A 23817-nucleotide genomic window follows, 5' to 3' on the forward strand; every position below is an offset into this window, starting at 1 on the left:
TGCGCCCTACCTCTGATCAGGCCCCTTAGATAGGGGTTCCCGTCACGGGAAGGTCAAGGGCGTAACATGAATTCTTCGTCGGGAAAATATTTGGCAAGCCGGATGTCGGCTGTGCGCGCGTGGCCTTCCATCCCTTCGATCCGGGAAATCCGCGCGGTGGCCTCGGCCAGCGGGCGCGCGGCATCCCTCGAGGCCCGCTGCCAGGTCACCGTTTTCATGAACTTTCCGACCGACAGGCCACCGGTATAACGGGCCGCACCAGAGGTGGGCAAAACGTGGTTCGGACCAGACGCTTTGTCGCCAAAGGCCACGGTGGTTTCTTCCCCAAGAAAAAGCGAGCCATAGGTGGTCAGCCGGTCCAGCCACCAATCCAGATCGGCGCATTGCACATGCAAATGCTCAGGCGCGGTCTGGTCGGATATCTGCGCCATTTCTTCACGATCCACACAAAGCACGACCTCGGCATAGTCACGCCACGCCGCAGTTGCACTTTGCGCATTCAGCGCGGGCAGGTCGGCAATCAGGCGCGGCACGCGCGCCATGACATCCTCGGCCAAGTTCCGGTCATCAGTGACTAACCAAACGGGCGAGTTCGGCCCGTGTTCGGCCTGCCCCACAAGATCAGCCGCAACAAAATCCGCATTGGCGCTGACATCTGCCAGCACAAACGAATCCGTGGGCCCGGCGACCATGTCGATCCCGACCTCGCCAAACAGGATGCGCTTTGCCTCGGCCACGAATTGATTGCCGGGGCCAACCAGCACGTCGGCACGCGGCACCCCGAAAAGACCCTGCGCCATGGCTGCAACCGCCTGCACGCCGCCCATGTTCAGGATCACATCCGCGCCACAAAGGTCCATCGCATAGAGGATTGCGGGCGGGATACCATTCGGGCCGGAAGGTGGCGAACAGGCCGTGATATGCTTCACGCCTGCGGCTTTGGCGGTCGTGATTGTCATCATCGCGCTGGCAATATGCGCATAGCGCCCGCCGGGGACGTAACAGCCAGCAGCGGCAACAGGAATCTGGCGCTGGCCCGCGATCAGGCCGGGCAGGATTTCCAGCTCCATATCGGTTATCGTGCCGCGCTGCGCCTCGGCAAAGCGACGGATATTGGCGTGTGCAAAATGAATATCCGCCTTGGTCTGGTCCGATACCAGTGCCCGGGCGCGTTCCAGAGCTGCAGCAGAGACGGTGACCGGGCCGGTCCATTGATCGAAGCGGCGTGCCATGTCGATGGCTGCCGCCTCTCCCCCATTGGAGATTTCATTCAGTAATGCGTGCACCGCAGTGCTGACATCGGCATGGTCAGCCGTGGCGGTAAGTGTTGCGCGTTTCAGATATTCAGCCACGGTAAAACCCCTTTATTTATTACGATTTAGGGGTGAAATATGCAGAAAGGCAAAGGGTTATCCGCCCTTTGCCTTGCTCGTTTACTCTGGCCGAATATCGCGTTCGGATAGGCTTAACCTTTGCCCTTCCACGGGACGAGCCACTTTTCCGCCTGCCGCATCAGCATGTCGATGGTAAAGCCGATAATCCCGATCAGGATGATCCCAATCAGCACGATATCAGTGTTCTGGAATTTCGAGGCGGCCATGATCATCATCCCGGCACCCTTTTCCGCCGCAACCAATTCGGCGGCCACAACCGTGCCCCAGCACACACCCATCGCGACACGCGCGCCGGTGAAAATTTCGGGCAATGAGTTGGGGACGATCACATGGCGCATGATCTGCCATTTCGAGGCCCCAAGGCTATAGGCCGCGTGTACCTTGGAAATCCGCACGCCCGACACGCCGGACCGGGCCGCAATCGCCATGATCCAAAGTGCTGCAAGAAATAGCAGGATGATCTTGCCGACTTCGCCGATCCCCGCCCAGATGATCACCAGCGGGATCAGCGCCAGCGGCGGCACCGGGCGCATGAATTCCACGATAGGGTCGAACCAGCCGCGGAACCAATTGGACAGACCCATCGCATAGCCCAGCGGGATGCCAACAATCGCACCCAATACAAAGCCTACGATGACCCGGAACAGCGAATAGCCCAGATGTTCGGCCAAGGACGAATTTCGGTAACCGGATGTCGCGATTTCGGTCAGGCGCTGCCAGACATCTTCTGGCGCAGGCAGCCAGATCGGTTCCATCTGCATGCCGGTCGCGGGGATGATGTTCAGCGTGCCCTTGTCGGACATCGCGACAGTGCCAAACCCGGTTTTGACCGCGCCGCCCGGCGCGATGGGCGCGCCGTCCACAGCGGTGATAAAGGTTTCTTCGTCACGCCCCATTTCATCATTACGATCCACGCGCAGCAGCTTGCTGCGGTAACTGGCGATGGCTGTGCTGTCGTTCTTGGCGATCCCATCGCCGGGGGTGATTTCAGGCGCGTCGACCTCTTCGCTGGCGGGATGCACGACGACCGTTACTGTCGCGTCGTCGCTTTCACCGGCGGGGGTGGTGATCGTGTATGTAAAGCTCGCCTCGCCGGTAAATGCACCGGGTGCATGCAGAAAGCCGGGCAACAGGCTTGACCCGGTAAACGCGCCCCACAGCACGAAAATCAGTACAATAGACACGACCGATGCGACCGTGTTCGAGGTCACCGCACTTTCGTCGCCAAAGGTCACAGTCTTGAGCGAACTGTAATCATGTTTTGGCGTCAAAAGCTGCTTGATGAACGACCAGATCACCATGGTCAGCAGGATCAGCAGGATATAACCGATAATATAAGGGGCGGCAGCGGCCAATGTGCTGAGCACGGCCCAAAGTTCGGCTCCGAGATCGCTTAACAGTTCCATTATGCGCTCTCCTGCCGACCCATGATTTCCTCTTCCATGTCCCAGATCATCGACAGGATCTCCTCACGCGTCGTTGCGAAATCAGGGTTTTTCTTGACCTCGCGCAGGTCCTTGTTCACGCCCATTTCGGCAAAGGGCAGATTGTATTCCTTGTGGATGCGCCCCGGACGCGGGGCCATGACCAACAGGCGTTCTCCCAGAAGCAGCGCCTCTTCCACCGAATGGGTGATCAGGATGATGGTTTTGCCCGTCTCTTTCCACAGCTTCAGCACCAAGCCCTGCATCTTTTCACGGGTCAGCGCATCAAGCGCGCCCAGCGGTTCGTCCATCAGGATCACATCCGGATCATTGGCCAGACAGCGCGCCAGCGCCACGCGCTGCTGCATCCCGCCGGACAGTTCATAAATCGCCTTTTCCTTGAAATCTTGCAGCCCGACAACATCAAGCAGGTGGTCCACAATCTTGGCCTTTTCGGCCTTTGGCGTGCCCTTCATCGACGGGCCAAACCCCACGTTTTCCCGCACGCTCATCCATTCGAACAGCGCGCCTTGCTGGAACACCATGCCGCGTTCCGCGCCGGGGCCGTGCACGGCATTTCCGTTCAGCACGATCTGCCCTTCGGTCGGTGCCAGAAAGCCCGCCACGATGTTCAAAAGCGTGGTCTTGCCGCAGCCCGATGGCCCCAGCACAGAAAGGAGCTCCCCCGCCCGCAGGCCGAGCGAAACATCCTTGAGCGCCTGTACCGAGGACCCGTTCGGCAGGTCGAACCGCATTGAGATATTATCTATTTCTAAAGACGACATGTTCTGTCCGCTTTTTTGTCCGGATAATCCCGGCACGGGCTTCGCGCCGCAGAAATCATCTGGAATAATAATAAGTTGGCGCGGGGCTGACCCCCCGCGCCAAACCGATGTCAGCTTACATGTCGCCCACTTCGGACAGCGGGCCAATGTTTACGTTGCCCGAATAGCTGTCCAATGAAGCGGGGATTGATCCGGATTCAACGAATACATCCGCCACACCTTTCATAAAGTCCGGTGCAGCACCGCCCAGCCAGCGCTCGGAGAGCTGGCTTTGTACGCTGGGGAAGACAAATGCATCCAGTGTTTCGCGGGTCGCATCAAGGTCCATTCCTGCGTCTTCTGCGATCACCGGCAGCATAAGATCTTGCATTTCGGGAAATAGAGCACCGGAATTCCATGCAGCATTCGCAGCAGCGGTCACTTCGAGGAATTTGGTAACCAGTTCAGGATTTTCCGCGACAAAAGATGCCGGCGCAGAGGTCACGTCAAAGACCAAAATGCCCAGTTCTTCCTTTTCGGCGCCGGTCAGCAGCACGTTGCCGTGCTCTTTCATACGGCGTAGAGCGCCACCCCAGCCGCAGGCCATATCGACCGACCCCTGTGCAATTGCCGCAGCGCCATCGGCGGGGGCCATGTCCACAACTTCAAGCGAGGCAAGTTCAACCCCGAAATGGTCCATCTGACGCAGGAACCCGTAATGGGCGGCAGTGCCCAGCGGCACGGCGACTTTCTTGCCCGCCAGTTCGTCAGCGCTGTCTTTGTCGATTTCCAGTTCAGCGCCCACGACGCAATTGTCGTTGTCCGCATAGGATACGGCCACATCAAGGATCTGCAAATCCTGCCCGGCAGAGGCGGCGACCACGAAAGGCGGTACACCTTGGCTGACCGACATTTGCACGTCACCCGACGCCATGGCGGCGGACATTGCTGTGCCTGCGTCAAAGCTGACCCAGTTCACCTTGAGCCCAAGGGCTTCGTCATAGGTGCCATTAACCTTGGCGTATTGGAACGGCATGGGCCATTCGAGGAAATAACCGATGGTGATTTCTTCCATGTCTTGCGCAAACGACTGTGTCGCGCCGGTCATCAGGGCGACGCCAGCAGCGGCACCGAAAAGCGTTTTTGTGATACTCATTCGTATTCTCCCGTGTTGTCGGCCCGTTGGACCGATATCTCAGGACAGGGTTTACCCTGCCTCTCTTCTATCTAGCTGACCACGAAACGCGCTTGTTTGGTAGCCCTTTCATGCCCGCCCAAGGACGGTCTGTTTGCGTGTTCCCGCGAGGGTGCAATTGGTGCATCCACGGCAGGTCCTTTCAGAGCGAAAGAAATTCGCGGGAATGCGTCAATGATAAGAAGGAAGCGCGAAATGCAACCAGTGCGTGAAATGGGATAATAGCGGATTTAATTTTTCTCTTACGTATAAAGGATTTAAGCCCTAATTCGGGATGTGGTTGCTGATCTTTTTCCGGCATTTTGGATATATACATGCGCACCGACTGGACCTACTGACGATGCCACTACTGTAGGCAATGTGCTTGCGAACGGGGCAGCTTGCGAAGTGGATGCGCGCCGCCCTCCCCCTTGGTATTGATGGAGTCCCGCCGATGGATAGTTATTCCCTTCCCAACGATCCGGAACAGGTGATCGAAGCGGACCGCGCCCATGTCTGGCATCATCTGGTCCAGCACAAACCGTTTGAAACGATTGATCCCCGTATTATTGTTGAGGGGAAAGGTCTACGGCTTTGGGACATTAAGGGCAAAGAACATATTGATGCGGTCGCCGGTGGCGTCTGGACGGTGAATGTGGGCTATGGCCGCGAACGGATCGGCAAAGCGATTGCCGATCAGGTGACCAAGATGTGTTTCTTTGGCGGCACAATGGGCACGATCCCCGCTGCCACATTTGCCGAGATGCTTACGGCAAAAATGCCCGGTCTTGACCGTGTTTACTACGCCAATTCCGGGTCCGAAGCGAATGAGAAGGCGTTCAAGATGGTTCGCCAGATCAGCCAGAAACACTATGGCGGCAAAAAGCATAAGATTCTGTATCGCGACCGTGACTATCACGGCACGACCATCGCTGCCTTGTCCGCTGGTGGGCAGGATGATCGCAATGCTCATTACGGCCCCTTCGCTCCCGGTTTTGTGCGTGTGCCCCATTGTCTGGAATATCGCAGCCAGGACGGGTCCACCGGTGAGGCTTATGGCGAAAAATCCGCGCAGATGATCGAGGATGTGATCCTGGCCGAAGGCCCCGATACAATCGGCGCGCTTTGCCTGGAACCGATCACCGCTGGTGGTGGTATTATCGTCCCGCCCGAAGGCTACTGGCCGCGTGTGCAGGAAATCTGCCGCAAATATGATATTCTGCTGCATATCGACGAGGTCGTCTGCGGGTTTGGCCGCACGGGGACTTGGTTTGGATATCAACACTTTGGCATCGAGCCGGATTTTGTGACGATGGCCAAGGGCGTAGCGTCTGGCTATGCCGCGATTTCCTGTTGCGTTACATCAAACCGCGTCTTTGAAATGTTCAAAGATGACACCGACAAGATGAGCTATTTCCGCGATATCTCCACCTTTGGCGGTTGCACGGGCGGGCCTGCCGCAGCTATCGAGAATATGAAGATCATCGAAGAAGAAGACCTTGTCGCCAATTCCGCCGCGATGGGTGACCACCTGATGGGCCGCCTGTCAGAGCTGATGGACAAGCACGCTTGGATCGGTGACATCCGCGGCAAGGGGTTGTTCGCCGGGGCTGAACTGGTCCGCGACCGCGATACAAAAGAGCCGATTGACGAAAAATACACGGCGGCGATTGTGGCTGATTGTATGGCGCAGGGTGTTATCATTGGCGGGACAAACAGGTCAGTGCCGGGCTTTAATAACACGCTGCTATTTGCACCCGCGCTGATCGCGACCAAGGACGACCTTGATCAGGTTGTCGCTGCCGTTGATAAGGCGATTGGTAGGGTGCTGGGCTGACATGCCGGCCCCTTTGGGCCGATGTCTCAACCCGTTCACAACAAAAGTTTATCCAACCCAAGTGGCCGGATTTTTGCTATTGATTTGGCGTCGGAAAAGCGTCGGACTTGCGTCGGACCCCACCGCACGGCATCTGGGGGACTAACGCAACGTGCGGTGGGATCCGGCACCGTCCCAGTGCGCGACCATCTGGGCGGAAGGGGCTGCATCTGTGTGCAGCGTTTCGGATGTCACGAAGGTGGCGAGACAGGCGGCCCCCATGACGAATACAAAGGCAAGATGGAGCGGGTTCATTGGTGTCTCCTGTGCGGCTCTGAGGTTTTAACGCGCACCAGAATGATTTCCGTCGATCTATGCTGCAAATAGTTTTCGGCTCGTCAGATCAGAGCCGTTCGCGCATGGCGGTGACCGCCTTATCCTGCTGTTGTTGCTGTATCTCGCGCGCCTGAACAAACGCCGCTTCGGCCAGCTGTTTGGCCTTTGCCTCCCGATTGTCATCGGGGTTCAGCGTTAGTGTCGGTCCGCTCTCTTCCTCTGTTTGTTCTTCGAGCTTTCCTTCGACGACAGAGCGGGCAAGACTGCGGTCATCCTGCGGGACCTCGCGCTTGCGGGCATCAGCCTCGCGCTGTTCGCGCGGGTCCTGTTTATCGCCGTTGCCGGTTTTGTTGTCGGTATCGCTGCGCTCTGTTTCCGCCGGGGCGGCAACAGTCTGGTTCTGGGGGGCGACAGCAGGTTGCAGTTCGCCGATGGGCAGGCCCGTCAGAGGCCCCTGAGGAGAAATAGGTGCGATCATGGTCCGACCTTTCTGTGGCACGCGATCTGCGCTGAAAATGCCATTTTGCGGCTTAACAAACTCCTAAAAAACGCCCGTTACCGGTGTATTTCTGAAAAGTTGGTTAAGATCGCGTGGCCGCTTGTCATCCCCGCGCGATAGGTCCAATCTGGCGTCAAAATAAGGCCAGTACATGTCGATTTCCGTTGAGACGTTTTTTCTAGATACCGCTGCCGAGGGCACCTTGCAGGCCCGCATTCAGCAGATGGTGGCGCAGGGCATTCTCAAAGGCCGGTTCCGTCCCGGTGAGCGTCTTCCATCCTCGCGCAGGATGGCCACGCATCTGGGGGTCAGCCGGATCACCGTCACCCTCGCTTATACAGAACTGGTGGCGGATGATTACCTGACCTCGCGCGGGCGTTCGGGCTATTACGTGTCTGAAAACGCCCCCGAACCACCCGCCTTTGCCGCACAGCGCGCCGCCACAGGCACGGTCGATTGGACCCGCGCAATTGGTCGCCCGTTCACACCGGGGGTGAATTTCGACAAACCCGCCGATTGGGCCAGCTATCGCTATCCGTTCATTTATGGGCAGGCCGACAAGACATTGTTCGACAGCACGAATTGGCGCCTCTGCGCCCTACAGGCACTGGGGATGCGCGATTTCACGGCGTTGACGGCGGATTATTATGACCGCGATGACCCCAAGCTGGTGGATTTCATCACCCGTCAGATCCTGCCCCGCCGTGGTATTCTTGCCCATGAGGATGAGGTGCTGCTGACCATGGGCGCGCAGAACGCGCTGTGGCTGTCGGCGCAGGTGCTGTTGAACAGCCGCCGCCTTGCTGCGATTGAAGACCCCTGCTATCCCGCGCTCCGCACGATCCTGACGCAAGCCCGTTGTCAGCTAAGCACCGTATCGGTAGACGCGGATGGGCTGCCGCCTGATGCCTTGCCGGATGGCACCGATGTGGTCTTTACCACCCCCAGCCACCAATGCCCGACCGCCGCTACCATGCCGATTGCCCGGCGCAAAGCGCTGCTGCAAAAGGCCGAGGCCGAGGATTTCCTGATCGTCGAGGATGATTATGAATTTGAGATGTCGTTTCTGAAATCGCCGTCTCCTTCTTTGAAGTCCCTCGATCAGAATGGCCGGGTGATTTATGTGGGTTCGTTTTCGAAATCGCTATTTCCGGGGCTGCGGCTTGGCTATCTGGTGGGCCCCGCCCCATTCATCCGCGAGGCGCGGGCCCTGCGCGCAACGGTGCTGCGCCATCCGCCGGGCCATATCCAGCGCACGGTCGCCTACTACCTGTCGCTGGGCCATTATGATGCGCTGATCCGCCGAATGGGCCGCGCTTATCACGAGCGGCGCAAAGTGCTGGATGCAGCGTTGAAAGCGCATGATCTGACCGTGGCGGGCGTCGGCACATATGGCGGCTCTGCTGTCTGGATGAAGGCCCCGCCGGGTGTGGATACGGCCCTGCTGGCGGCCCGCCTGCGCGCGGATGGCGTTCTGATTGAGCCGGGGGCCGCGTTCTTTGCCGCTGAGGACCCGCCGCGCCAGTATTTTCGTCTTGCCTATTCTTCTATCCCCGTGGCGCGCATCCCAACAGGTGTCGCCCTGATCGCGGCGGCGCTGAAGGAGATGGCGGGCGAAAGCATTTCGATCTAAGAAACGGTTTTGCAAGATTTTGCTGTCATGCCTTGCCCTGTCGGGACGGGATGCGGACAGAATGTTGCAACTAAACAGATTTTTGTTTTGGCTGATGTGCTTGATTTGGCCTTATGTCGCGATGGCGGACAGCGGGTTTATGCAGTCGCGCGGGGCGCTGTTTGAAATGGAGCCTGTGGCCAGCCAGCAAAGTTCTGCCAGTTTGTTTGCTGGCGCGACCGGCCGCAGTCTTTTCGCGCCGATACGGTCGGGTGTGACACCGCTGCTGGGCACATGGCGCGGCGATCCGCGGGTCCGCCAGTTGTTCGATCTAATTTCACGGGCGGAATCCGGGCGTGACGGCTATGACGCGGTCCAACATGGTGCGCGCCAGCGCCCATCAAAACGCCCCACCGACATGAGCATTGCCGAAATCTATGCCTGGATCGCGGCCACGCCGGGCCAACCCCATGCGATTGGCCGCTATCAGTTTATCCCTGCAACGCTGAAACGGCTGGTGGCGCGTTCGGGCACGCCGGTCACAGCCCAGTTCGGCCCCGCCGTGCAGGACCGCTTGGCGGACCTGTTATTGCGCGAGGCCGGGTATGAGGCTTTTCTGGACGGCGAGATCGACAAGGTGGGCTTTATGAACAACCTTGCGCGGATATGGGCGGGGCTGCCCAATGCATCAGGCCAGTCGCATTACCACGGGGTTGCGGGCAACCGCGCCTCGATCAGTTGGGCCCGGTTTCATGCAGAGATGGCACAGATTTTCCCCACCTTGTAATCGAATGATCCCGCCGTGGAAACTGGCCTTAAGCGCATGATCCAATTGGCCCTATATCCCCCCTTGCCACAAGCCTAGGTTAACGCCAAAACAGGGCCGAACCCCGCCCCTTTTTCCCGCTGCAAGGATTATGCCCGATGAAAATGACCACTGAAGAAGCATTCGTCAAAACCCTGCAAAGACATGGTATCAAACATGCTTTTGGCATTATCGGGTCTGCCATGATGCCGATTTCGGATATCTTTCCTGCCGCTGGCATTCACTTTTGGGACTGCGCGCATGAAGGGTCAGCCGGCATGATGGCCGATGGCTACACCCGCGCCACGGGCGAGATGTCGATGATGATCGCCCAAAACGGCCCCGGCATCACCAATTTCGTGACGGCGGTAAAGACTGCCTATTGGAACCACACCCCGCTGCTGCTGGTGACCCCGCAGGCCGCCAACAAGACCATCGGTCAGGGCGGGTTCCAAGAGGTCGAGCAGATGAAACTGTTCGAAGATATGGTCGCCTATCAGGAAGAGGTGCGCGATCCGTCCCGCGTGGCCGAGGTGCTAGCCCGTGTGATCGCCAAAGCCAAGCGCCTGTCTGGACCCGCACAGCTGAACATCCCCCGCGATTTCTGGACACAGGTGGTGGATATCGAAATCCCCGATCCCATCGAGTTTGAAGCCAGCCCCGGCGGTGAAAACTCTATCGCGAAGGCGGCGGAACTGCTGTCTACCGCCAAATTCCCGGTGATCCTGAACGGCGCCGGCGTAGTGCTGGCCGCGGGCGGGATCGACGCGTCAAAGGCGCTGGCCGAGCGGTTGGATGCCCCTGTCTGCGTCGGCTATCAGCACAATGATGCCTTCCCCGGATCACACCCGCTTTTCGCCGGACCGCTAGGCTATAATGGGTCTAAGGCGGGGATGGAGCTGATCAGCAAGTCGGATGTGGTGCTGGCGCTTGGCACAAGATTGAACCCGTTCTCGACGCTGCCGGGCTATGGCATTGATTACTGGCCCACGCAGGCCAAGGTCATTCAGGTGGATATTAATCCCGACCGGATTGGCCTGACCAAGAAGGTCACCGTCGGGATCGTTGGTGACGCGGCAAAGGTCGCGAAGGGCATCACGGAGGCACTAGCAGACAGCGCAGGTGACACCGGCCGCGACGACCGCAAGGCGCTGATCGCGCAGACCAAATCGGCCTGGGCGCAGGAATTGTCGTCGATGGATCACGAAGATGATGATCCGGGCACGACGTGGAACGAACGCGCCCGCGCGGCCCGCCCCGACTGGATGAGCCCGCGTATGGCGTGGCGTGCGATCCAATCGGCAATGCCGGAGAATGCCATCATCTCTTCCGATATCGGCAACAACTGTGCGATCGGCAATGCTTACCCCAGCTTCCCCACGGGCCGCAAATATCTTGCCCCGGGTCTGTTTGGCCCTTGTGGCTATGGTCTGCCGTCAATTGTCGGCGCTAAGATCGGCTGCCCGGATGTGCCAGTGATTGGTTTCGCTGGTGACGGGGCCTTTGGCATTTCGGTCAATGAGCTGACGGCGATTGGCCGTGATGAATGGCCTGCCATTACCCAAATTGTGTTCCGCAATTACCAATGGGGCGCTGAAAAGCGTAATTCTACATTGTGGTTTGATGACAACTTTGTCGGGACAGAGTTGGACATGAAGGTGTCTTATGCCGGAATTGCGCAGGCTTGCGGGTTGAAAGGCGTGCAGGCCAAGACGATGGATGAGCTGACTGCGCTGCTGAATCAGGCGATCAAGGATCAGATGGAATACAATGTCACCACTCTGATCGAGGTGATCCTGAACCAAGAGCTGGGCGAACCTTTCCGCCGGGACGCGATGAAGAAACCGGTCCGCGTGGCCGGAGTCGCCGCAAGCGATATGGTGGCAGAGTAATTTTTGCCCTTCGATCTGCCCCTCGCCACAGCAGCGGCGCTGGCCTGCGCCCTGCTGGCCGCCGCATTCGTGCGCGGTTATTCGGGGTTCGGATTTTCGGCGATCTTCATCGCCTTCGCGGCGCTGCTGACCAACCCGTTGCCCCTGATCCCGGTGGTGTTCCTGTGCGAAATACTGATGACAGTGTTTCAGGCGCGGGGCATTCGCGGTCAGGTGGACTGGCGGCGGGTCAGCGCGTTGCTGGCCGGGGCGGCCATCGCCTTGCCCTTCGCAGTCACGCTTGTCCTGTCGCTGGGCGATGCAAATGTGCGCCTGACCGTGTCGCTGATCGTGGGGATTATGGCGCTGGTGCTGCTGTCTGGCTGGACTTTGCAACGCCGGATCGGCGCGCCGGGCACGCTGGGCGTTGGGCTGCTGTCAGGTGCGATCAACAGCGCAGGCGTCGGCGGGTTGCCGGTTGCCGCATTTCTGTCGGCCCAACCGATGCAGGCCGCCACGTTCCGCGCCACAATGATCATCTATCTGACCGGGCTGGACTTGTTGACCTTGCCGCTGATGGCGCTGGGCGGGATCGTGTCGTGGGACACGGCACTGGCCGCACTGCTGTGTTTTCCGATTTTGGCGTGCGGGGTCTGGCTGGGCGGGCGGCGCTTTTTGTCGACACCGCCTGCGACCTTTCGCAAATTCGCGGTTTTGCTCTTGCTGATCTTGGCGGGGCTAGGTCTGATCCGGGCAATGCTGTCATGAAAGGTTACGCCCGATGAACTCTGCCTTCCCCTTCCTTGCCACGGATACCGCCCCCTGCCCGCCCGGCCTTCTGGCCCGTGCGCAGGCGCTGCCGACCCCACGCGTGGCACTGGTCAACGCCGGCAGCGATGTGCCCCTGAGCGGTCTGCGCGAGGCTGTTGATCTGGGTCTTGCTGAACCGGTGCTGTTGGGGGATCGCGATAAGATTAACGCGGCCGCAGACCGCATTGGTTGGGATATCAGCCCTTACCGGTTGGAGCACGCCCCCCATGAAGCCGCCGCACCGCTGGCCGCAATGCTCGCCCGGCATGGTGAGGTGAATAGTATTATGAAGGGTCAGGTGCATACTTCGACCTTTTTGAAAGGTTTGCTACCGTCCAAGGCCGGGCTGCGCGAAGAAGGTGCGCGCGCGGGCCATGTGTTTCACATCACCAAACCGGGGTCGGAACGCCCGCTGCTGTTGACCGATGCCGCGTTGAACGTGAACCCTAATCTGGACACGCGCAAAGCCTGCCTGATCCATGCGGTCGCCCTTGCCCGCACTTTGGGCGATATGCAGATCAAGGCCGGGCTGCTCTCTCCGACCGAGGATCCGATCCCATCCATTCCAAACACGATGGAAGCGGCCGAGATCGCAGCCTGGGCCAAAGACGCCCTGCCCGACGCGACCGTGCAAGGACCGATGGCGCTGGATTTGATTTTCAGCCAAGAGGCGGCGAAGCTAAAGAATTACGTATCCGATGTGGCGGGCGATGCCGATATCATGCTGGTGCCCAACATCACGTCAGGCAATGCGCTGTTCAAACTGATGGTGCTGGGCATGGGTTGCTGCGCGGGTGGGCTGGTGATGGGTCTGAAAGTGCCGGTCCTGCTGACATCGCGCAGCCAAAAGGCACCGGACCGCATTTGCTCTGCCGCACTGGGTGCAATCGTGGCGGCAGCCGCATGATCCTTGTCATTAATGCCGGATCATCATCGCTGAAGATCAACCTGTATCAGCCGGACCTGACCGTGCTGGCCGATGGGATGATCAGTAATATCGGCACTGATGGCACATTGACGTTGAACGGGCAAAAGCACCCCGTGACCACTGCTGACCATGACGATGCGTTGGCGCGTATGCTCGCAGCGCTGGCAGATGCGGGCTATCCGGCAGAGGGGTTTACAGCCGCCGCGCATCGCGTGGTGCATGGCGGCACGCAGCTGACCGCGCCGACCAGGGTCACGCCGCAGGTGGTGCTGGATATCCGCGCCTGCATCCCGCTGGCCCCGTTGCACAACCCGGTCAACCTGACAGGCATTCTGTCCTTGGGCACTGCCCTGCCAAACCTGCCGCAATATGCCAGCTTTGACACGGCGTTTCATGCCACTGTGACAGAGCTTGAGCATCGCTACGCCATCCCTGCGAGGTTTCACGACGACGGCATTCGCCGCTACGGGTTTCACGGGCTGTCCTATGCCAATATGGTGACCAAATTCGGCGAGGCGCTGCCCGACCGTCTGCTGGCCTTGCATCTGGGCAATGGCGCGAGCCTGTGTGCGATATTGCGCGGCACGTCGGTGGCGACCTCAATGGGCTATTCGCCACTGTCGGGGCTGACGATGGGCACGCGCGCGGGCGATATTGACGGGGCGGCTGTGCTGCGCATCGCGGATGAGATCGGCGCGGCAGAAACCGATCACCTGCTGAACAAGGAAAGCGGGCTAAAGGCGCTGGCGGGCGACAATAATATGAAAATTCTGTTGGATCGGCAGGACGACGATGCCCGCTTTGCGGTCGATCATTTTTGCTATTGGGCGGCGCGCCACGCCGGATCGGCCATTGTGGCGATGGGCGGGCTGGATGCGGTGGCCTTCACCGGTGGGATTGGCGAAAACGCCGCACCAGTGCGGGACCGGATCATGGAACACCTCGCCTGTTTCGGCGAGGTCCCCGTGCATGTGGTCCCCGCCGACGAAGAAAAACAGATCGCCCGCGATGCGGTGGCGCTGATGATGGAACGTGGCTGATGGTAAATGGTCTGCTCAGCATCACCAACCTGACCGGGCCGGAGTTTCTGTTCCTGACAGGCGTGGTGCTGGTGGCCGGGATCGTGCGCGGGTTTTCGGGCTTTGCGCTGTCGGCGATGATCATGGCGACGGCGACCGTGATTCTGCCCCCCATCGCGCTGATCCCGATGCTGTGGTGGCTGGAACTGGGCGCGTCGCTGATGATGCTCAAGGGCGGCTGGCAAGATGCGGACCGGCGCGTTGCGATTGCGCTGGTCATCGGTTCGACGCTGGGCTGGCCAGTGGGGTTGGCCTTGACGGTGAGCCTGCCAGTCGAGACCTCAAAAATCATCGCGCTGAGCATCATCATCACGCTGGCCCTGTCGCAACTGGCGAAGGTTCGGCTGGGGTTTCTGGCCTCGCGGCCCGGTCTTTATGGGACGGGTGTTGTGGCGGGGATCGTCAGCGGGCTGTCCAATGTGGGTGGCATGGTCGTGGCGCTTTATGTGCTGGCCAGCGATGCGCCCGCGCGGCAAATGCGCGGATCGCTTGTGTTGTTCCTTCTGTTTGGGGCCGTTACCTCCTTGATCACTCTGCTCGCCTTTCGTGTGATGGATTTTTCCGGTATCTCGCGCGGGTTGGTCTTTGTTCCTGCGACACTGGTCGGGGTCTATCTGGGCCAAAAGATGTTCACACCTGTGCTTTCGCGCTATTATCGGTCCTTCTGTCTGGCTTTGCTTTGCGCATTGGCCGCTGCGGGGCTGACCCGGACTATGGTATCGTAACGTGAAAGGTTGCCGTTGATGTCATTTGAACAGCCCAAGCTGGACACATCGCCCAAAGTGTCGGACGAGGTGCGCAAGACGACCTGCTATATGTGTGCCTGCCGTTGCGGGATCAACGTGCATCTGAAGGACGGCAAGGTCGCCTATATCGAAGGCAACAAGGATCATCCGGTCAACAAAGGTGTGCTTTGCGCCAAGGGGTCGGCGGGGATCATGCAGCATAATGCGCCGTCACGGCTGCGTGCACCGTTGAAACGGGTTGGCCCGCGCGGGTCTGGCGAATTTGAAGAAATCAGCTGGGACGAAGCGCTGGGGATGGCGACCGACTGGCTGAAACCGATCCGGGAAAAGCATCCTGAAAAGCTCGCCTTTTTCACCGGTCGCGATCAGTCGCAGTCTTTCACCAGCTTTTGGGCGCAAGGTTTTGGCACGCCAAATTATGCCGCCCACGGCGGGTTCTGTTCGGTGAATATGGCTGCGGCTGGCATCTACACCATGGGCGGCGCGTTCTGGGAATTCGGTCAGCCCGATTGGGACAATACCAAGCTATTCATGCTGTTCGGCGTGGCCGAGGATCATGACAGCAACCCGATCAAGATGGGTATCGGCAAGCTGAAGGCACGTGGTGCACGGATGATCGGGGTGAACCCGATCCGCACCGGCTATAACGCTGTGGCCGATGATTGGCTCGGGATCACGCCGGGCACGGACGGGCAGTTCATTCTGGCTTTGATCCATTGCCTGATGAAGGCGGGCAAGGTGGATCTGGATTATCTGGCGCGTTTCACCAATGCCTCTGTGCTGGTGAACGAAGACCCGCAGTCCGACCAGCGCGGGTTGTTCCTGCGCGATGCAGATGGGCAGCCGCAGGTGATCGACCGGCGCACCGGCGCTTTGGCCGCATGGAATGGCGCAGGGGTAGAGCCTGATCTGGCCGCGACCCATATTGTCAACGGCGTGACCCATCGCCCGGTGTTTCACCTGATGGCCGACCGCTATCTGTCCGACGATTACGCACCCGAAGCCGTCGCCGAAAGCTGCGGCATCCCTGCGGCCCGCATTCGCGCCATCGCTGCCGATCTGGCTCGCACCGCCTTTGACGAGGCGATTACGCTGGACCGGGAATGGACAGATTTCCGAGGCAAGCGACATGCGCAGATGATCGGCCGCCCGGTCAGTTTTCATGCGATGCGCGGGATTTCGGCCCATTCTAACGGGTTCCAGACCTGCCGCGCGCTGCATGTGTTGCAAATCATTCTGGGTGCGGTGGAAACACCAGGCGGCATGCGCTTCAAGCCGCCCTACCCCAAGCCTGCCACCGCCCATCCCAAACCTCATGCCAAGGTCACCCCCGGCGCGCCGCTGGATGGCCCGCATCTGGGCTATACGCATGGTCCCGAAGATTTGCTGCTGGATGAGGCTGGCGCGCCCAAGCGGATCGACAAAGCCTATAGCTGGGAAAACCCGATGTCGGCCCATGGGCTGATGCATATGGTGATCTCAAACGCGCATGCGGGCGATCCCTATAAGATCGACACATTGTTCATGTATATGGCGAATATGTCGTGGAATTCGTCGATGAACACCGGCGGTGTGCATAAGATGCTGACCGATACCGACGCGAACGGCGATTATGTGATCCCGCGCATCATTTATTCCGATGCCTATTCATCCGAGATGGTCGCCTATGCCGACCTGATCCTGCCCGACACGACCTATCTGGAACGGCACGATTGCATCAGCCTGCTTGACCGTCCGATCTGCGAGGCGGATGCGGTGGCCGATGCGATCCGCTGGCCGGTGGTAAAGCCCGATCGGGATGTGCGCGGGTTTCAATCCGTCCTCTGCGATTTGGGCGCACGGCTGGGGCTGCCGGGCTTTGTGAATGAGGACGGCAGCGCGAAATATGCCGATTACGCCGATTACATCACCAGCCACATTCGCCGCCCCGGCATCGGGCCGCTGGCTGGCTGGCGCAATACGGATGGGTCGGGCGAAGGCCGGGGCGATGCCAACCCCGATCAATTGCAGCACTATATCGACAATGGCGGCTTTTGGTTGGAGCATGTTCCAGAGAATGCCGCCTACTACAAACCCTTCAGCCAGAACTATCAAGACTGGGCGGTGAAAATGGGCTTCTACGATGTGGAACAGCCCTATATTTTCCAGCTTTACGTCGAACCGTTACGCAAGTTCCAAGCCGCCGCCGAAGGTTTCGGCAGCCGCCAGCCCCCGGACCACCTGCGCGGTCAGATCAAGGTCACGATGGACCCGCTGCCGATCTGGTATCCACCATTCGAGGACGGTCATGTGGACCCCGAAGAATACCCGCTGCACGCCCTGACTCAGCGCCCGATGGCAATGTATCATTCCTGGGGCAGTCAAAACGCCTGGCTGCGGCAAATCCACGGGCGCAACCCGCTTTATGTACCCACCGCCGTCTGGGCGGCACATGGTTTTCAGGACGGCGACTGGGCGCGCGTCAGTTCGGCGCATGGGGCGATCACGGTGCCGGTCGCCCATCAGGCAAGCCTGAATGAACACACGGTCTGGACATGGAACGCGATCGGCAAGCGCAAGGGGGCGTGGGCGCTGGACAAGGACGCGCCAGAGGCCACCAAAGGGTTCCTGCTCAACCACCTGATCCACGAATTGCTGCCGCCCAAGGGGGACGGGCTGCGCTGGGCGAACTCTGATCCGGTCACCGGCCAAGCCGCGTGGTTCGACCTGCGCGTGAAAATTGAAAAATCCGCCGCCCCGGTCGAGACGCAGCCGGTGATGCCGCCGGTCGGGACGCCTGTCGGCAAGGGGCCGGATGTTTTGAAATGGAAGGTGGGGGAATGATCCGTACCATCATCTTGTGCCTGTCGGCCGCAACGCCCGCTTTTGCTGACGGGCAAGCGGATTATCAGGCCGCCTTGCTAGCTGCCGCACTTGACGCACAGCGCGAAGATGAGCGGCTTGGTATTGTCGATATTGGGTTCGGCGCTGACGGCCGCGCAGATGCAGTTGGCTTTTATAAAGACGGCGTTGAAATCGAAGGCGTCTTTGCAGAAATCGTCGCAGTCCATGATGATACGGCCAATATCTGCATGTGGGGGTATCAGACCGATCTCATGCCGTCGCTGCCGCGCACTGCTGCCTTTGCTGTGAAAGCGCAGGCCGAAAACAACGGATGGCCATCCGAGGCCGAAGCTCCTTGGAACAGCACCACAACAGAATGCACAGCACGGACCAATCTTGCCACATCGGTGGGTGATCTGGACTACATAGGAAGACTCGCGGTAGGCCCATATATCGTCTACTTCGGCATGGCGACGAAGGCGGTGGGATCATGAAAAAGACCCTTTTGCTTATCGCCCTCTTCCTTACGCTGATAATCGGTAGTTTCATCTGGTTCATTGCCACGTGGGAAGCTGAAAAAGAACAACCGATTGGCATGCGCACGCCGACACATATGCAAAGGGCCATCACATGACCCAACTCCCCCCGCCATCAGCCAAGAAATTAGGCCTTGTGATCGACCTTGATACCTGTGTGGGCTGTCATGCCTGCGTGGTGTCCTGCAAGGGGTGGAATACTGAAAACTACGGCGCGCCCTTGTCGGATCAGGACCCCTATGGCGCAGCCCCGTCGGGGACGTTCCTGAACCGGGTCCATTCCTACGAGGTCCAGCCCGTGGCGGGTCCGGCGCAACTGATCCACTTCCCCAAGTCCTGTTTGCATTGTGAAGACGCCCCCTGCGTCACTGTATGCCCCACAGGGGCCAGCTATAAGCGCGCCGAAGACGGGATCGTTCTGGTCAATGAAAGCGATTGCATCGGCTGCGGCCTGTGTGCCTGGGCCTGTCCATATGGTGCGCGTGAACTGGATGCCGCGGCAGGGGTGATGAAGAAATGCACCCTTTGCGTGGATCGGATTTACAACGACAACCTGCCCGAGGAAGACCGCCAGCCCGCCTGCGTGCGCACCTGCCCTGCGGGCGCGCGTCATTTCGGCGATCTGGGTGATCCGGACAGCGATGTCAGCCAGCTTGTGGCAGAACGCGGCGGGTTTGACCTGATGCCAGAGCAAGGCACAAAACCGGTGAACAAATACCTGCCGCCGCGCCCCAAAGATCAGGCGCCAGAGATCGACATACTCGCCCCGCTTTTGGAACCCGTCGCGCAAGACGGCCAAGGCTTTGCCGCTTGGCTTGATAAGGCGCTCTCAACACTGCCGGGCGGGCGAAACTGATGCATCCAGCCCCAAGTGTCATCATCTTCAACACGTTTTCCGGTTTGGGCTTTGGCCTGCTGTTCTGGCTCGGCATGGGCGTGCTGGTGCCCACCGGGTTGAGCGCCTTTATCTGGTTCACTATCGCCTACCTCTTTGCCGTCGGCGGGCTGATCGCATCGACTTTTCACCTTGGCCGTCCGGAACGGGCGATTAAGGCCCTGACCCAATGGCGCACCAGTTGGCTGAGCCGTGAGGGGATTTGTGCGATTTTTGCGCTGCTGGTGATGGCACTTTATGGGGCCGTACTGGTCTTTGCGGGGACACGGCTTGTACCGGTCGGTGTGCTGGGTGGGCTGGCATCGCTGGGCGTCGTGTTCACGACCGCGATGATTTACACACAAATGAAGACCGTGCCGCGCTGGCGGCATTGGACAACACCGATGCTATATCTGCTGCTGTCACTCAGCGGCGGCGCGCTGTTGGCCGGGCAGGTCCGGTTGGCATCCGTGTTGCTGCTGGCCTGTGGCATCTTGCAGATGTTCGCATGGGGTGTGGGGGACGACCAGTTGGCCGCATCCCGGACCAACATGGCCAGCGCCACAGGGCTGGGTCATATCGGCAGCGTTCGCGCGTTCGAGCCGCCGCATACCGGGACGAGCTATCTGATGCGCGAATTCATTCACGTGGTGGGGCGCAAACATGCGTTGCAGCTGCGCGTCATTACGATCCTGCTGGCATTTCTGCTGCCGGTCGTGCTGCTATTGCTGCCGCATAACCACGTCTTTGCCGCGCTTGCGGTGCTGAGCCATATCGCCGGCGTGCTTTGTCTGCGCTGGCTGTTCTTTGCACAGGCAGAGCATGTGGTCGGGCTGTATTATGGGAAGCGCTAAAACTTACAAAAAGGCCCACAAGAATGCGGGCCATATCTAACGGGCACCAAAAATCTTTGAAGATTTTTGTTCAGAATTTTTGAAAATTCTGAGGCTTTAGCCGCGAATACGCTGCTCAGTTTTTGCATCGAACAAAAGAATACGTGACGGGTCAATCTTGATGCCCACCTTGTCGCCGGTTGCAGACCGGTCATCGCCGCGCTCTTCCACGATCACCTTTTCGCCGGTCTCACTTGTCAGATAAGCATAGGACACGCCGCCAAGGCTTTCAGTCATATCGACGATATGTGTGTCTCCCGCCGGATCAATGACAATATGTTCGGGCCGCGCACCGATGGTGACGTTTTGGCCGTCGTGGGCGCTGTGGATCACCCCGTCGAACCGCGCGCCGAGGCCTGGTGCCACAACCGTGCCGCCTTCGACCGTGCCGTCAACGAAATTCATCGAAGGAGAGCCGATAAAGCCCGCCACGAATTTATTGTCCGGGTCGCGATACAGATCCATCGGTGCGCCGACCTGTTCGATATTACCCGCCCGTAGCACGACGATCTTGTCGGCCAGAGTCATCGCTTCGACCTGATCATGGGTCACATAGATCATCGTCGCGCCGATTTCCTTGTGTAGACGCGCGATTTCCACCCGCATTTCCACCCGTAATTCAGCGTCAAGATTGGACAGCGGTTCGTCGAACAAGAACACCTCTGGCCCGCGCACGATGGCCCGCCCGATGGAGACCCGCTGCCGCTGGCCGCCGGACAGGGCCGATGGCTTGCGGTCCAGGTATTGTTCCAGCTTGAGAATCCGCGTGGCCTCGGCCACTTTTTTCGTGATCTCGGCCTTGGGGTGGCCGTTCATCTTGAGCCCAAAGCCCATGTTATCGCGAACCGTCATATGCGGGTAAAGCGCGTAGGTCTGGAACACCATCGCCACGCCGCGCTGCGAGGGGTCAAGCCGGGTCACGTCGCGGTCGCCGATCATGATCTGGCCATCGCTGGTTTCTTCCAGCCCTGCGACCATGCGCAACAACGTGGATTTCCCGCAGCCTGACGGCCCCACAAATACGCAGAATTCCCCGTCTTCGATTTGCAGGTCGATCCCGTGGATCACCTGCACGTCGCCATAGCTTTTGATGACTTTATTCAGCGCCACACCTGACATGAGTTAGCTTCCTGTTGTTTCTTTGCTGTCGTAATCCGGAAAGCTCCAGTTCTGGGCCTCCGCTGCGATATCTTTTGCGGTTTGTTGCAGTACCGGGGCGTATGTTTCCAGCCCTGCAAGGTCGGTTCGTGCCGTTGTGCTGGTAACGGACAATGCCCCCAGCAACCGCCCCGTTTCTGACAGGACGGGCATGGCGATACAAATGATCCCCGGTTCATGTTCTTCGCGGTCAAATCCAAAGCCGTTGGTCTGGATCTCGGTCAGCTCTGCGCGCAGTGCTGCGGGGCTGGTCAATGTGTGCGGGGTGAACTTGTGAAAGCTTTGCTGCGCGATGACCCTGTCCACTGTGCACGCTTCGGAAAAGGCCAGCATCACCTTGCCCACCCCTGTGCAATAGGCCGGGCCGATTTTACCCGCCTGACTATACATCTGCACCGGTTTGCCTGCGTTGCGCTTGTCGATGTAAAGCACATGGGCATTGTCCAATTGTGCCAGATGCACCGTTTCCCCGACCTTGGCGCTGAGCGCATCAAGATGGGGCCGGGCGATCGGCGCAAGGGTGGATTGTTCCCACGCCGCATGCGCCAGCCGCACCAGCCGGATGCCCGGCGCGTAGGTTTGCCTATCGGGATCATAGGCCAGCATTTGTTGGTTGGTCAGGCTTTGGACAAACCGATAAAGCGTCGGCTTGGGGTAGTCAGAGCGCGCCAGCAATTCGCTGAACCGCACCGGCCGCCCAAAGGCCGCCACCTGATCAAGCACATGCAATGCTTTCCCCACTGTGCCGTCACCGGTCACGCTTGCCATAGATCCTCCCCGTCCGGCGGCTGCTTGTAACGTCGGATCATGCACCGATGCCGCGCTGGACTGTTGACAAGGCTAGCCGAGTCGCGGTTTAGTATCAATATGCAAAACAAGGTTTCAAATAATGAAACCAAGTTTGATTCGGAAGCATATTGGGAGGACACCATGCATTCCATTTACAAGACGTCGGTCGCGACGCTGGTTGCCGCAGGCATGACTGCTTCATCGGCCTTTGCCGATGCGCATGCTTCACTGTCGGGTGATCTGAAGATCATCTCGGACATGTCGAACCCTGCGCCACGCGCGGTGATGGAAGGGCTGGTCGCTGATTTCAGTGAACTGCACCCTGACCTGGACATCGAGCTAACCATCGTTGACCGCGAAGCCTGGAAAACCCAGATCCGCAACGCGCTGGGTGCCAACCCGCCAGATGTCGTGAACTGGTATGCTGCCAACCGGATGCGCCCTTATGTGGATGCAGGCCTGTTCGCTGATATCTCTGACCTGTGGGCCGAGCCGGAATTCGAAGGGCTGGCATCGACCAAAGGCGCGATGACCCTTGATGATAAGCAGTGGGGCGTTCCCTATACTTACTACCAATGGGGCGTCTACTACCGCAAAGACATCTACGACCAGTATGATCTGTCCGAGCCAACCAATTGGGAAGAAGAAATCGCCAACTGTCAGACCCTGCTCGACAATGGTGTGAAGTGCTACACAATCGGCACCAAATTCCTGTGGACCGCCGGTGGCTGGTTTGACTACATCAACAGCCGCACCAATGGCTATGATTTCCACATCGAACTGGCCCGCGGTGAAGTGCCTTGGACCGATGAACGCGTCCGCCAGACATTTGCCAACTGGCAGCAGCTGATCGACATGGGAGCCTTTATCGAAGATCACCAGACCTACAGCTGGCAAGAGGCCCTGCCCTTCATGCTGAACGGTGATGCCGCCGCCTACCTGATGGGTAACTTCGCCGTCGCCGCCATGCGTGAAGGCGGGCTGACTGATGAACAGCTGGACTTCTACCAGTTCCCACTGATCAATCCTGATGTCGACTACGCCGAAGATGCGCCAACCGATACGTTCCACATCGCATCCGGTGCCCAGAACATGGACGCTGCGAAGGAATTCCTGCGCTTTGTCACCTCGCCCGAGGTTCAGACCGAAATCAACGGTGGTGATGCATTGGGTCAGTTGCCTGTGAATGCGAATGCTGAAATCGGCGATGACAAATTCCTGGAGCAGGGCTTTGAAATGCTGTCGAACAACGCCACCGGCGGGATCATGCAGTTCTTTGACCGCGATTTTGACGCCGAAATGGCATCTGTCGGGATGGAAGGCCTGCAAGAATTCATGGTCTTCCCCGACAACCTGGAAGACATCCTGACCCGTCTTGAAGAGACACGTCAGCGTATCTACCAATAAGCGATTAGGGCGGGGTTTCCCCGCCCTCTTCATTCCTCGCCGACCCCATATTCCAATACCCCGCCTCCGGGTGGGGTTT

At 59.1% G+C, this 23817-nt stretch carries 22 protein-coding genes; 14 read left to right on the forward strand and 8 right to left on the reverse strand.

Translation table 11 applies throughout. The annotated features are described in order from the left end of the window. Positions 1-53 precede the first annotated feature (53 nt). The 4 genes from hisD to ACJ5NV_RS13995 form a co-directional block, all read right to left on the reverse strand. Complete coding sequence (hisD, locus tag ACJ5NV_RS13980; protein WP_411644646.1) at positions 54-1352, reverse strand: histidinol dehydrogenase; 1299 nt, start codon at positions 1350-1352, stop codon at positions 54-56. 113 nt (positions 1353-1465) lie between these two features. Continuing rightward, the gene (locus tag ACJ5NV_RS13985) at positions 1466-2695 is read right to left on the reverse strand and encodes an ABC transporter permease subunit (protein WP_411644861.1); all 1230 of its coding nucleotides are present in this window, start codon (positions 2693-2695) and stop codon (positions 1466-1468) included. Between the two features lie 104 nt (positions 2696-2799). Then, positions 2800-3603, reverse strand: a complete 804-nt coding sequence (locus ACJ5NV_RS13990) for a taurine ABC transporter ATP-binding protein (protein ID WP_411644648.1) — start codon at positions 3601-3603, stop codon at positions 2800-2802. A 115-nt stretch (positions 3604-3718) separates the two neighbouring features. After that, positions 3719-4738, reverse strand: coding sequence for a taurine ABC transporter substrate-binding protein (locus ACJ5NV_RS13995; protein ID WP_411644650.1), 1020 nt, complete (start codon positions 4736-4738; stop codon positions 3719-3721). Between the two features lie 472 nt (positions 4739-5210). On the opposite strand from ACJ5NV_RS13995, the gene ACJ5NV_RS14000 reads away from it, so the two are divergent. Then, entirely contained in the window at positions 5211-6593 is a 1383-nt protein-coding gene (locus ACJ5NV_RS14000; RefSeq protein ID WP_411644651.1) for an aminotransferase family protein, read from the forward strand. Between the two features lie 141 nt (positions 6594-6734). Here the strand turns inward: ACJ5NV_RS14000 and ACJ5NV_RS14005 are convergent, their stop codons facing one another. Both ACJ5NV_RS14005 and ACJ5NV_RS14010 read right to left on the reverse strand, forming a co-directional pair. Beyond that, entirely contained in the window at positions 6735-6887 is a 153-nt protein-coding gene (locus ACJ5NV_RS14005; protein ID WP_411644653.1) for a hypothetical protein, read from the reverse strand. An 88-nt stretch (positions 6888-6975) separates the two neighbouring features. After that, positions 6976-7386, reverse strand: coding sequence for a hypothetical protein (locus ACJ5NV_RS14010; RefSeq protein WP_411644655.1), 411 nt, complete (start codon positions 7384-7386; stop codon positions 6976-6978). Between the two features lie 172 nt (positions 7387-7558). Here ACJ5NV_RS14010 and pdxR point away from each other — a divergent pair, with 172 nt between their 5' ends. The 12 genes from pdxR (at position 7559) to ACJ5NV_RS14070 (ending at position 20345) form a co-directional block, all read left to right on the forward strand. After that, entirely contained in the window at positions 7559-9040 is a 1482-nt protein-coding gene (gene pdxR / locus ACJ5NV_RS14015) for a MocR-like pyridoxine biosynthesis transcription factor PdxR (RefSeq protein ID WP_411644657.1), read from the forward strand. Positions 9041-9134: 94 nt separating this feature from the next. Next, positions 9135-9806: a hypothetical protein gene (locus ACJ5NV_RS14020; protein ID WP_411644862.1), complete on the forward strand. Its 672-nt coding sequence runs from the start codon at positions 9135-9137 to the stop codon at positions 9804-9806. Between the two features lie 137 nt (positions 9807-9943). Next, entirely contained in the window at positions 9944-11716 is a 1773-nt protein-coding gene (gene xsc / locus ACJ5NV_RS14025) for a sulfoacetaldehyde acetyltransferase (RefSeq protein WP_411644659.1), read from the forward strand. 3 nt (positions 11717-11719) lie between these two features. After that, positions 11720-12463, forward strand: coding sequence for a sulfite exporter TauE/SafE family protein (locus tag ACJ5NV_RS14030; RefSeq protein WP_411644661.1), 744 nt, complete (start codon positions 11720-11722; stop codon positions 12461-12463). Positions 12464-12476: 13 nt separating this feature from the next. Next, positions 12477-13412, forward strand: coding sequence for a phosphate acyltransferase (locus tag ACJ5NV_RS14035; protein ID WP_411644663.1), 936 nt, complete (start codon positions 12477-12479; stop codon positions 13410-13412). Beyond that, positions 13409-14473: an acetate/propionate family kinase gene (locus ACJ5NV_RS14040; protein WP_411644665.1), complete on the forward strand. Its 1065-nt coding sequence runs from the start codon at positions 13409-13411 to the stop codon at positions 14471-14473. Before ACJ5NV_RS14035 ends, ACJ5NV_RS14040 begins: the two co-directional genes overlap by 4 nt. Continuing rightward, a complete protein-coding gene (locus ACJ5NV_RS14045) occupies positions 14473-15237 on the forward strand; it encodes a TSUP family transporter (protein WP_411644667.1) in 765 nt (254 codons plus the stop codon). Before ACJ5NV_RS14040 ends, ACJ5NV_RS14045 begins: the two co-directional genes overlap by 1 nt. An 18-nt stretch (positions 15238-15255) precedes the next feature. After that, positions 15256-18081: a molybdopterin oxidoreductase family protein gene (locus ACJ5NV_RS14050; protein WP_411644669.1), complete on the forward strand. Its 2826-nt coding sequence runs from the start codon at positions 15256-15258 to the stop codon at positions 18079-18081. Continuing rightward, complete coding sequence (locus tag ACJ5NV_RS14055; RefSeq protein WP_411644671.1) at positions 18078-18575, forward strand: hypothetical protein; 498 nt, start codon at positions 18078-18080, stop codon at positions 18573-18575. The genes ACJ5NV_RS14050 and ACJ5NV_RS14055 overlap by 4 nt, the downstream gene beginning before the upstream one ends. After that, positions 18572-18715, forward strand: coding sequence for a hypothetical protein (locus tag ACJ5NV_RS14060; protein WP_411644672.1), 144 nt, complete (start codon positions 18572-18574; stop codon positions 18713-18715). Before ACJ5NV_RS14055 ends, ACJ5NV_RS14060 begins: the two co-directional genes overlap by 4 nt. Further along, positions 18712-19473, forward strand: coding sequence for a 4Fe-4S dicluster domain-containing protein (locus ACJ5NV_RS14065; protein ID WP_411644673.1), 762 nt, complete (start codon positions 18712-18714; stop codon positions 19471-19473). Before ACJ5NV_RS14060 ends, ACJ5NV_RS14065 begins: the two co-directional genes overlap by 4 nt. Next, positions 19473-20345, forward strand: a complete 873-nt coding sequence (locus ACJ5NV_RS14070; protein ID WP_411644675.1) for a dimethyl sulfoxide reductase anchor subunit family protein — start codon at positions 19473-19475, stop codon at positions 20343-20345. Before ACJ5NV_RS14065 ends, ACJ5NV_RS14070 begins: the two co-directional genes overlap by 1 nt. 96 nt (positions 20346-20441) lie before the next feature. Here ACJ5NV_RS14070 and ACJ5NV_RS14075 read toward each other — a convergent pair whose 3' ends face one another. After that, complete coding sequence (locus ACJ5NV_RS14075; protein WP_411644676.1) at positions 20442-21503, reverse strand: ABC transporter ATP-binding protein; 1062 nt, start codon at positions 21501-21503, stop codon at positions 20442-20444. A 3-nt stretch (positions 21504-21506) separates the two neighbouring features. Next, complete coding sequence (locus ACJ5NV_RS14080; RefSeq protein WP_411644677.1) at positions 21507-22310, reverse strand: IclR family transcriptional regulator; 804 nt, start codon at positions 22308-22310, stop codon at positions 21507-21509. 162 nt (positions 22311-22472) lie between these two features. On the opposite strand from ACJ5NV_RS14080, the gene ACJ5NV_RS14085 reads away from it, so the two are divergent. After that, positions 22473-23738 (forward strand): ABC transporter substrate-binding protein, encoded by a 1266-nt coding sequence (locus ACJ5NV_RS14085; protein WP_411644679.1) that lies wholly within the window; start codon positions 22473-22475, stop codon positions 23736-23738. The last annotated feature ends 79 nt before the right edge of the window (positions 23739-23817 follow it).

Origin of the sequence: Loktanella agnita, from assembly GCF_046640325.1 — a bacterium.
GTDB lineage: Bacteria > Pseudomonadota > Alphaproteobacteria > Rhodobacterales > Rhodobacteraceae > Yoonia > Yoonia agnita.

Bases quoted from the DNA above. Each gene is read 5' to 3' on its own strand.
- ACJ5NV_RS13985 (WP_411644861.1), bottom strand. From the start codon at position 2,695: ATGGTGATCTGGTCGTTCATCAAGCAGCTTTTGACGCCAAAACATGAT.
- ACJ5NV_RS13990 (WP_411644648.1), bottom strand. From the start codon at position 3,603: ATGTCGTCTTTAGAAATAGATAATATCTCAATGCGGTTCGACCTGCCG.
- ACJ5NV_RS13995 (WP_411644650.1), bottom strand. From the start codon at position 4,738: ATGAGTATCACAAAAACGCTTTTCGGTGCCGCTGCTGGCGTCGCCCTG.
- ACJ5NV_RS14000 (WP_411644651.1), top strand. From the start codon at position 5,211: ATGGATAGTTATTCCCTTCCCAACGATCCGGAACAGGTGATCGAAGCG.
- ACJ5NV_RS14005 (WP_411644653.1), bottom strand. From the start codon at position 6,887: ATGAACCCGCTCCATCTTGCCTTTGTATTCGTCATGGGGGCCGCCTGT.
- ACJ5NV_RS14010 (WP_411644655.1), bottom strand. From the start codon at position 7,386: ATGATCGCACCTATTTCTCCTCAGGGGCCTCTGACGGGCCTGCCCATC.
- pdxR (WP_411644657.1), top strand. From the start codon at position 7,559: ATGTCGATTTCCGTTGAGACGTTTTTTCTAGATACCGCTGCCGAGGGC.
- ACJ5NV_RS14020 (WP_411644862.1), top strand. From the start codon at position 9,135: ATGTGCTTGATTTGGCCTTATGTCGCGATGGCGGACAGCGGGTTTATG.
- xsc (WP_411644659.1), top strand. From the start codon at position 9,944: ATGAAAATGACCACTGAAGAAGCATTCGTCAAAACCCTGCAAAGACAT.
- ACJ5NV_RS14035 (WP_411644663.1), top strand. From the start codon at position 12,477: ATGAACTCTGCCTTCCCCTTCCTTGCCACGGATACCGCCCCCTGCCCG.
- ACJ5NV_RS14040 (WP_411644665.1), top strand. From the start codon at position 13,409: ATGATCCTTGTCATTAATGCCGGATCATCATCGCTGAAGATCAACCTG.
- ACJ5NV_RS14045 (WP_411644667.1), top strand. From the start codon at position 14,473: ATGGTAAATGGTCTGCTCAGCATCACCAACCTGACCGGGCCGGAGTTT.
- ACJ5NV_RS14050 (WP_411644669.1), top strand. From the start codon at position 15,256: ATGTCATTTGAACAGCCCAAGCTGGACACATCGCCCAAAGTGTCGGAC.
- ACJ5NV_RS14055 (WP_411644671.1), top strand. From the start codon at position 18,078: ATGATCCGTACCATCATCTTGTGCCTGTCGGCCGCAACGCCCGCTTTT.
- ACJ5NV_RS14060 (WP_411644672.1), top strand. From the start codon at position 18,572: ATGAAAAAGACCCTTTTGCTTATCGCCCTCTTCCTTACGCTGATAATC.
- ACJ5NV_RS14065 (WP_411644673.1), top strand. From the start codon at position 18,712: ATGACCCAACTCCCCCCGCCATCAGCCAAGAAATTAGGCCTTGTGATC.
- ACJ5NV_RS14070 (WP_411644675.1), top strand. From the start codon at position 19,473: ATGCATCCAGCCCCAAGTGTCATCATCTTCAACACGTTTTCCGGTTTG.
- ACJ5NV_RS14075 (WP_411644676.1), bottom strand. From the start codon at position 21,503: ATGTCAGGTGTGGCGCTGAATAAAGTCATCAAAAGCTATGGCGACGTG.
- ACJ5NV_RS14080 (WP_411644677.1), bottom strand. From the start codon at position 22,310: ATGGCAAGCGTGACCGGTGACGGCACAGTGGGGAAAGCATTGCATGTG.
- ACJ5NV_RS14085 (WP_411644679.1), top strand. From the start codon at position 22,473: ATGCATTCCATTTACAAGACGTCGGTCGCGACGCTGGTTGCCGCAGGC.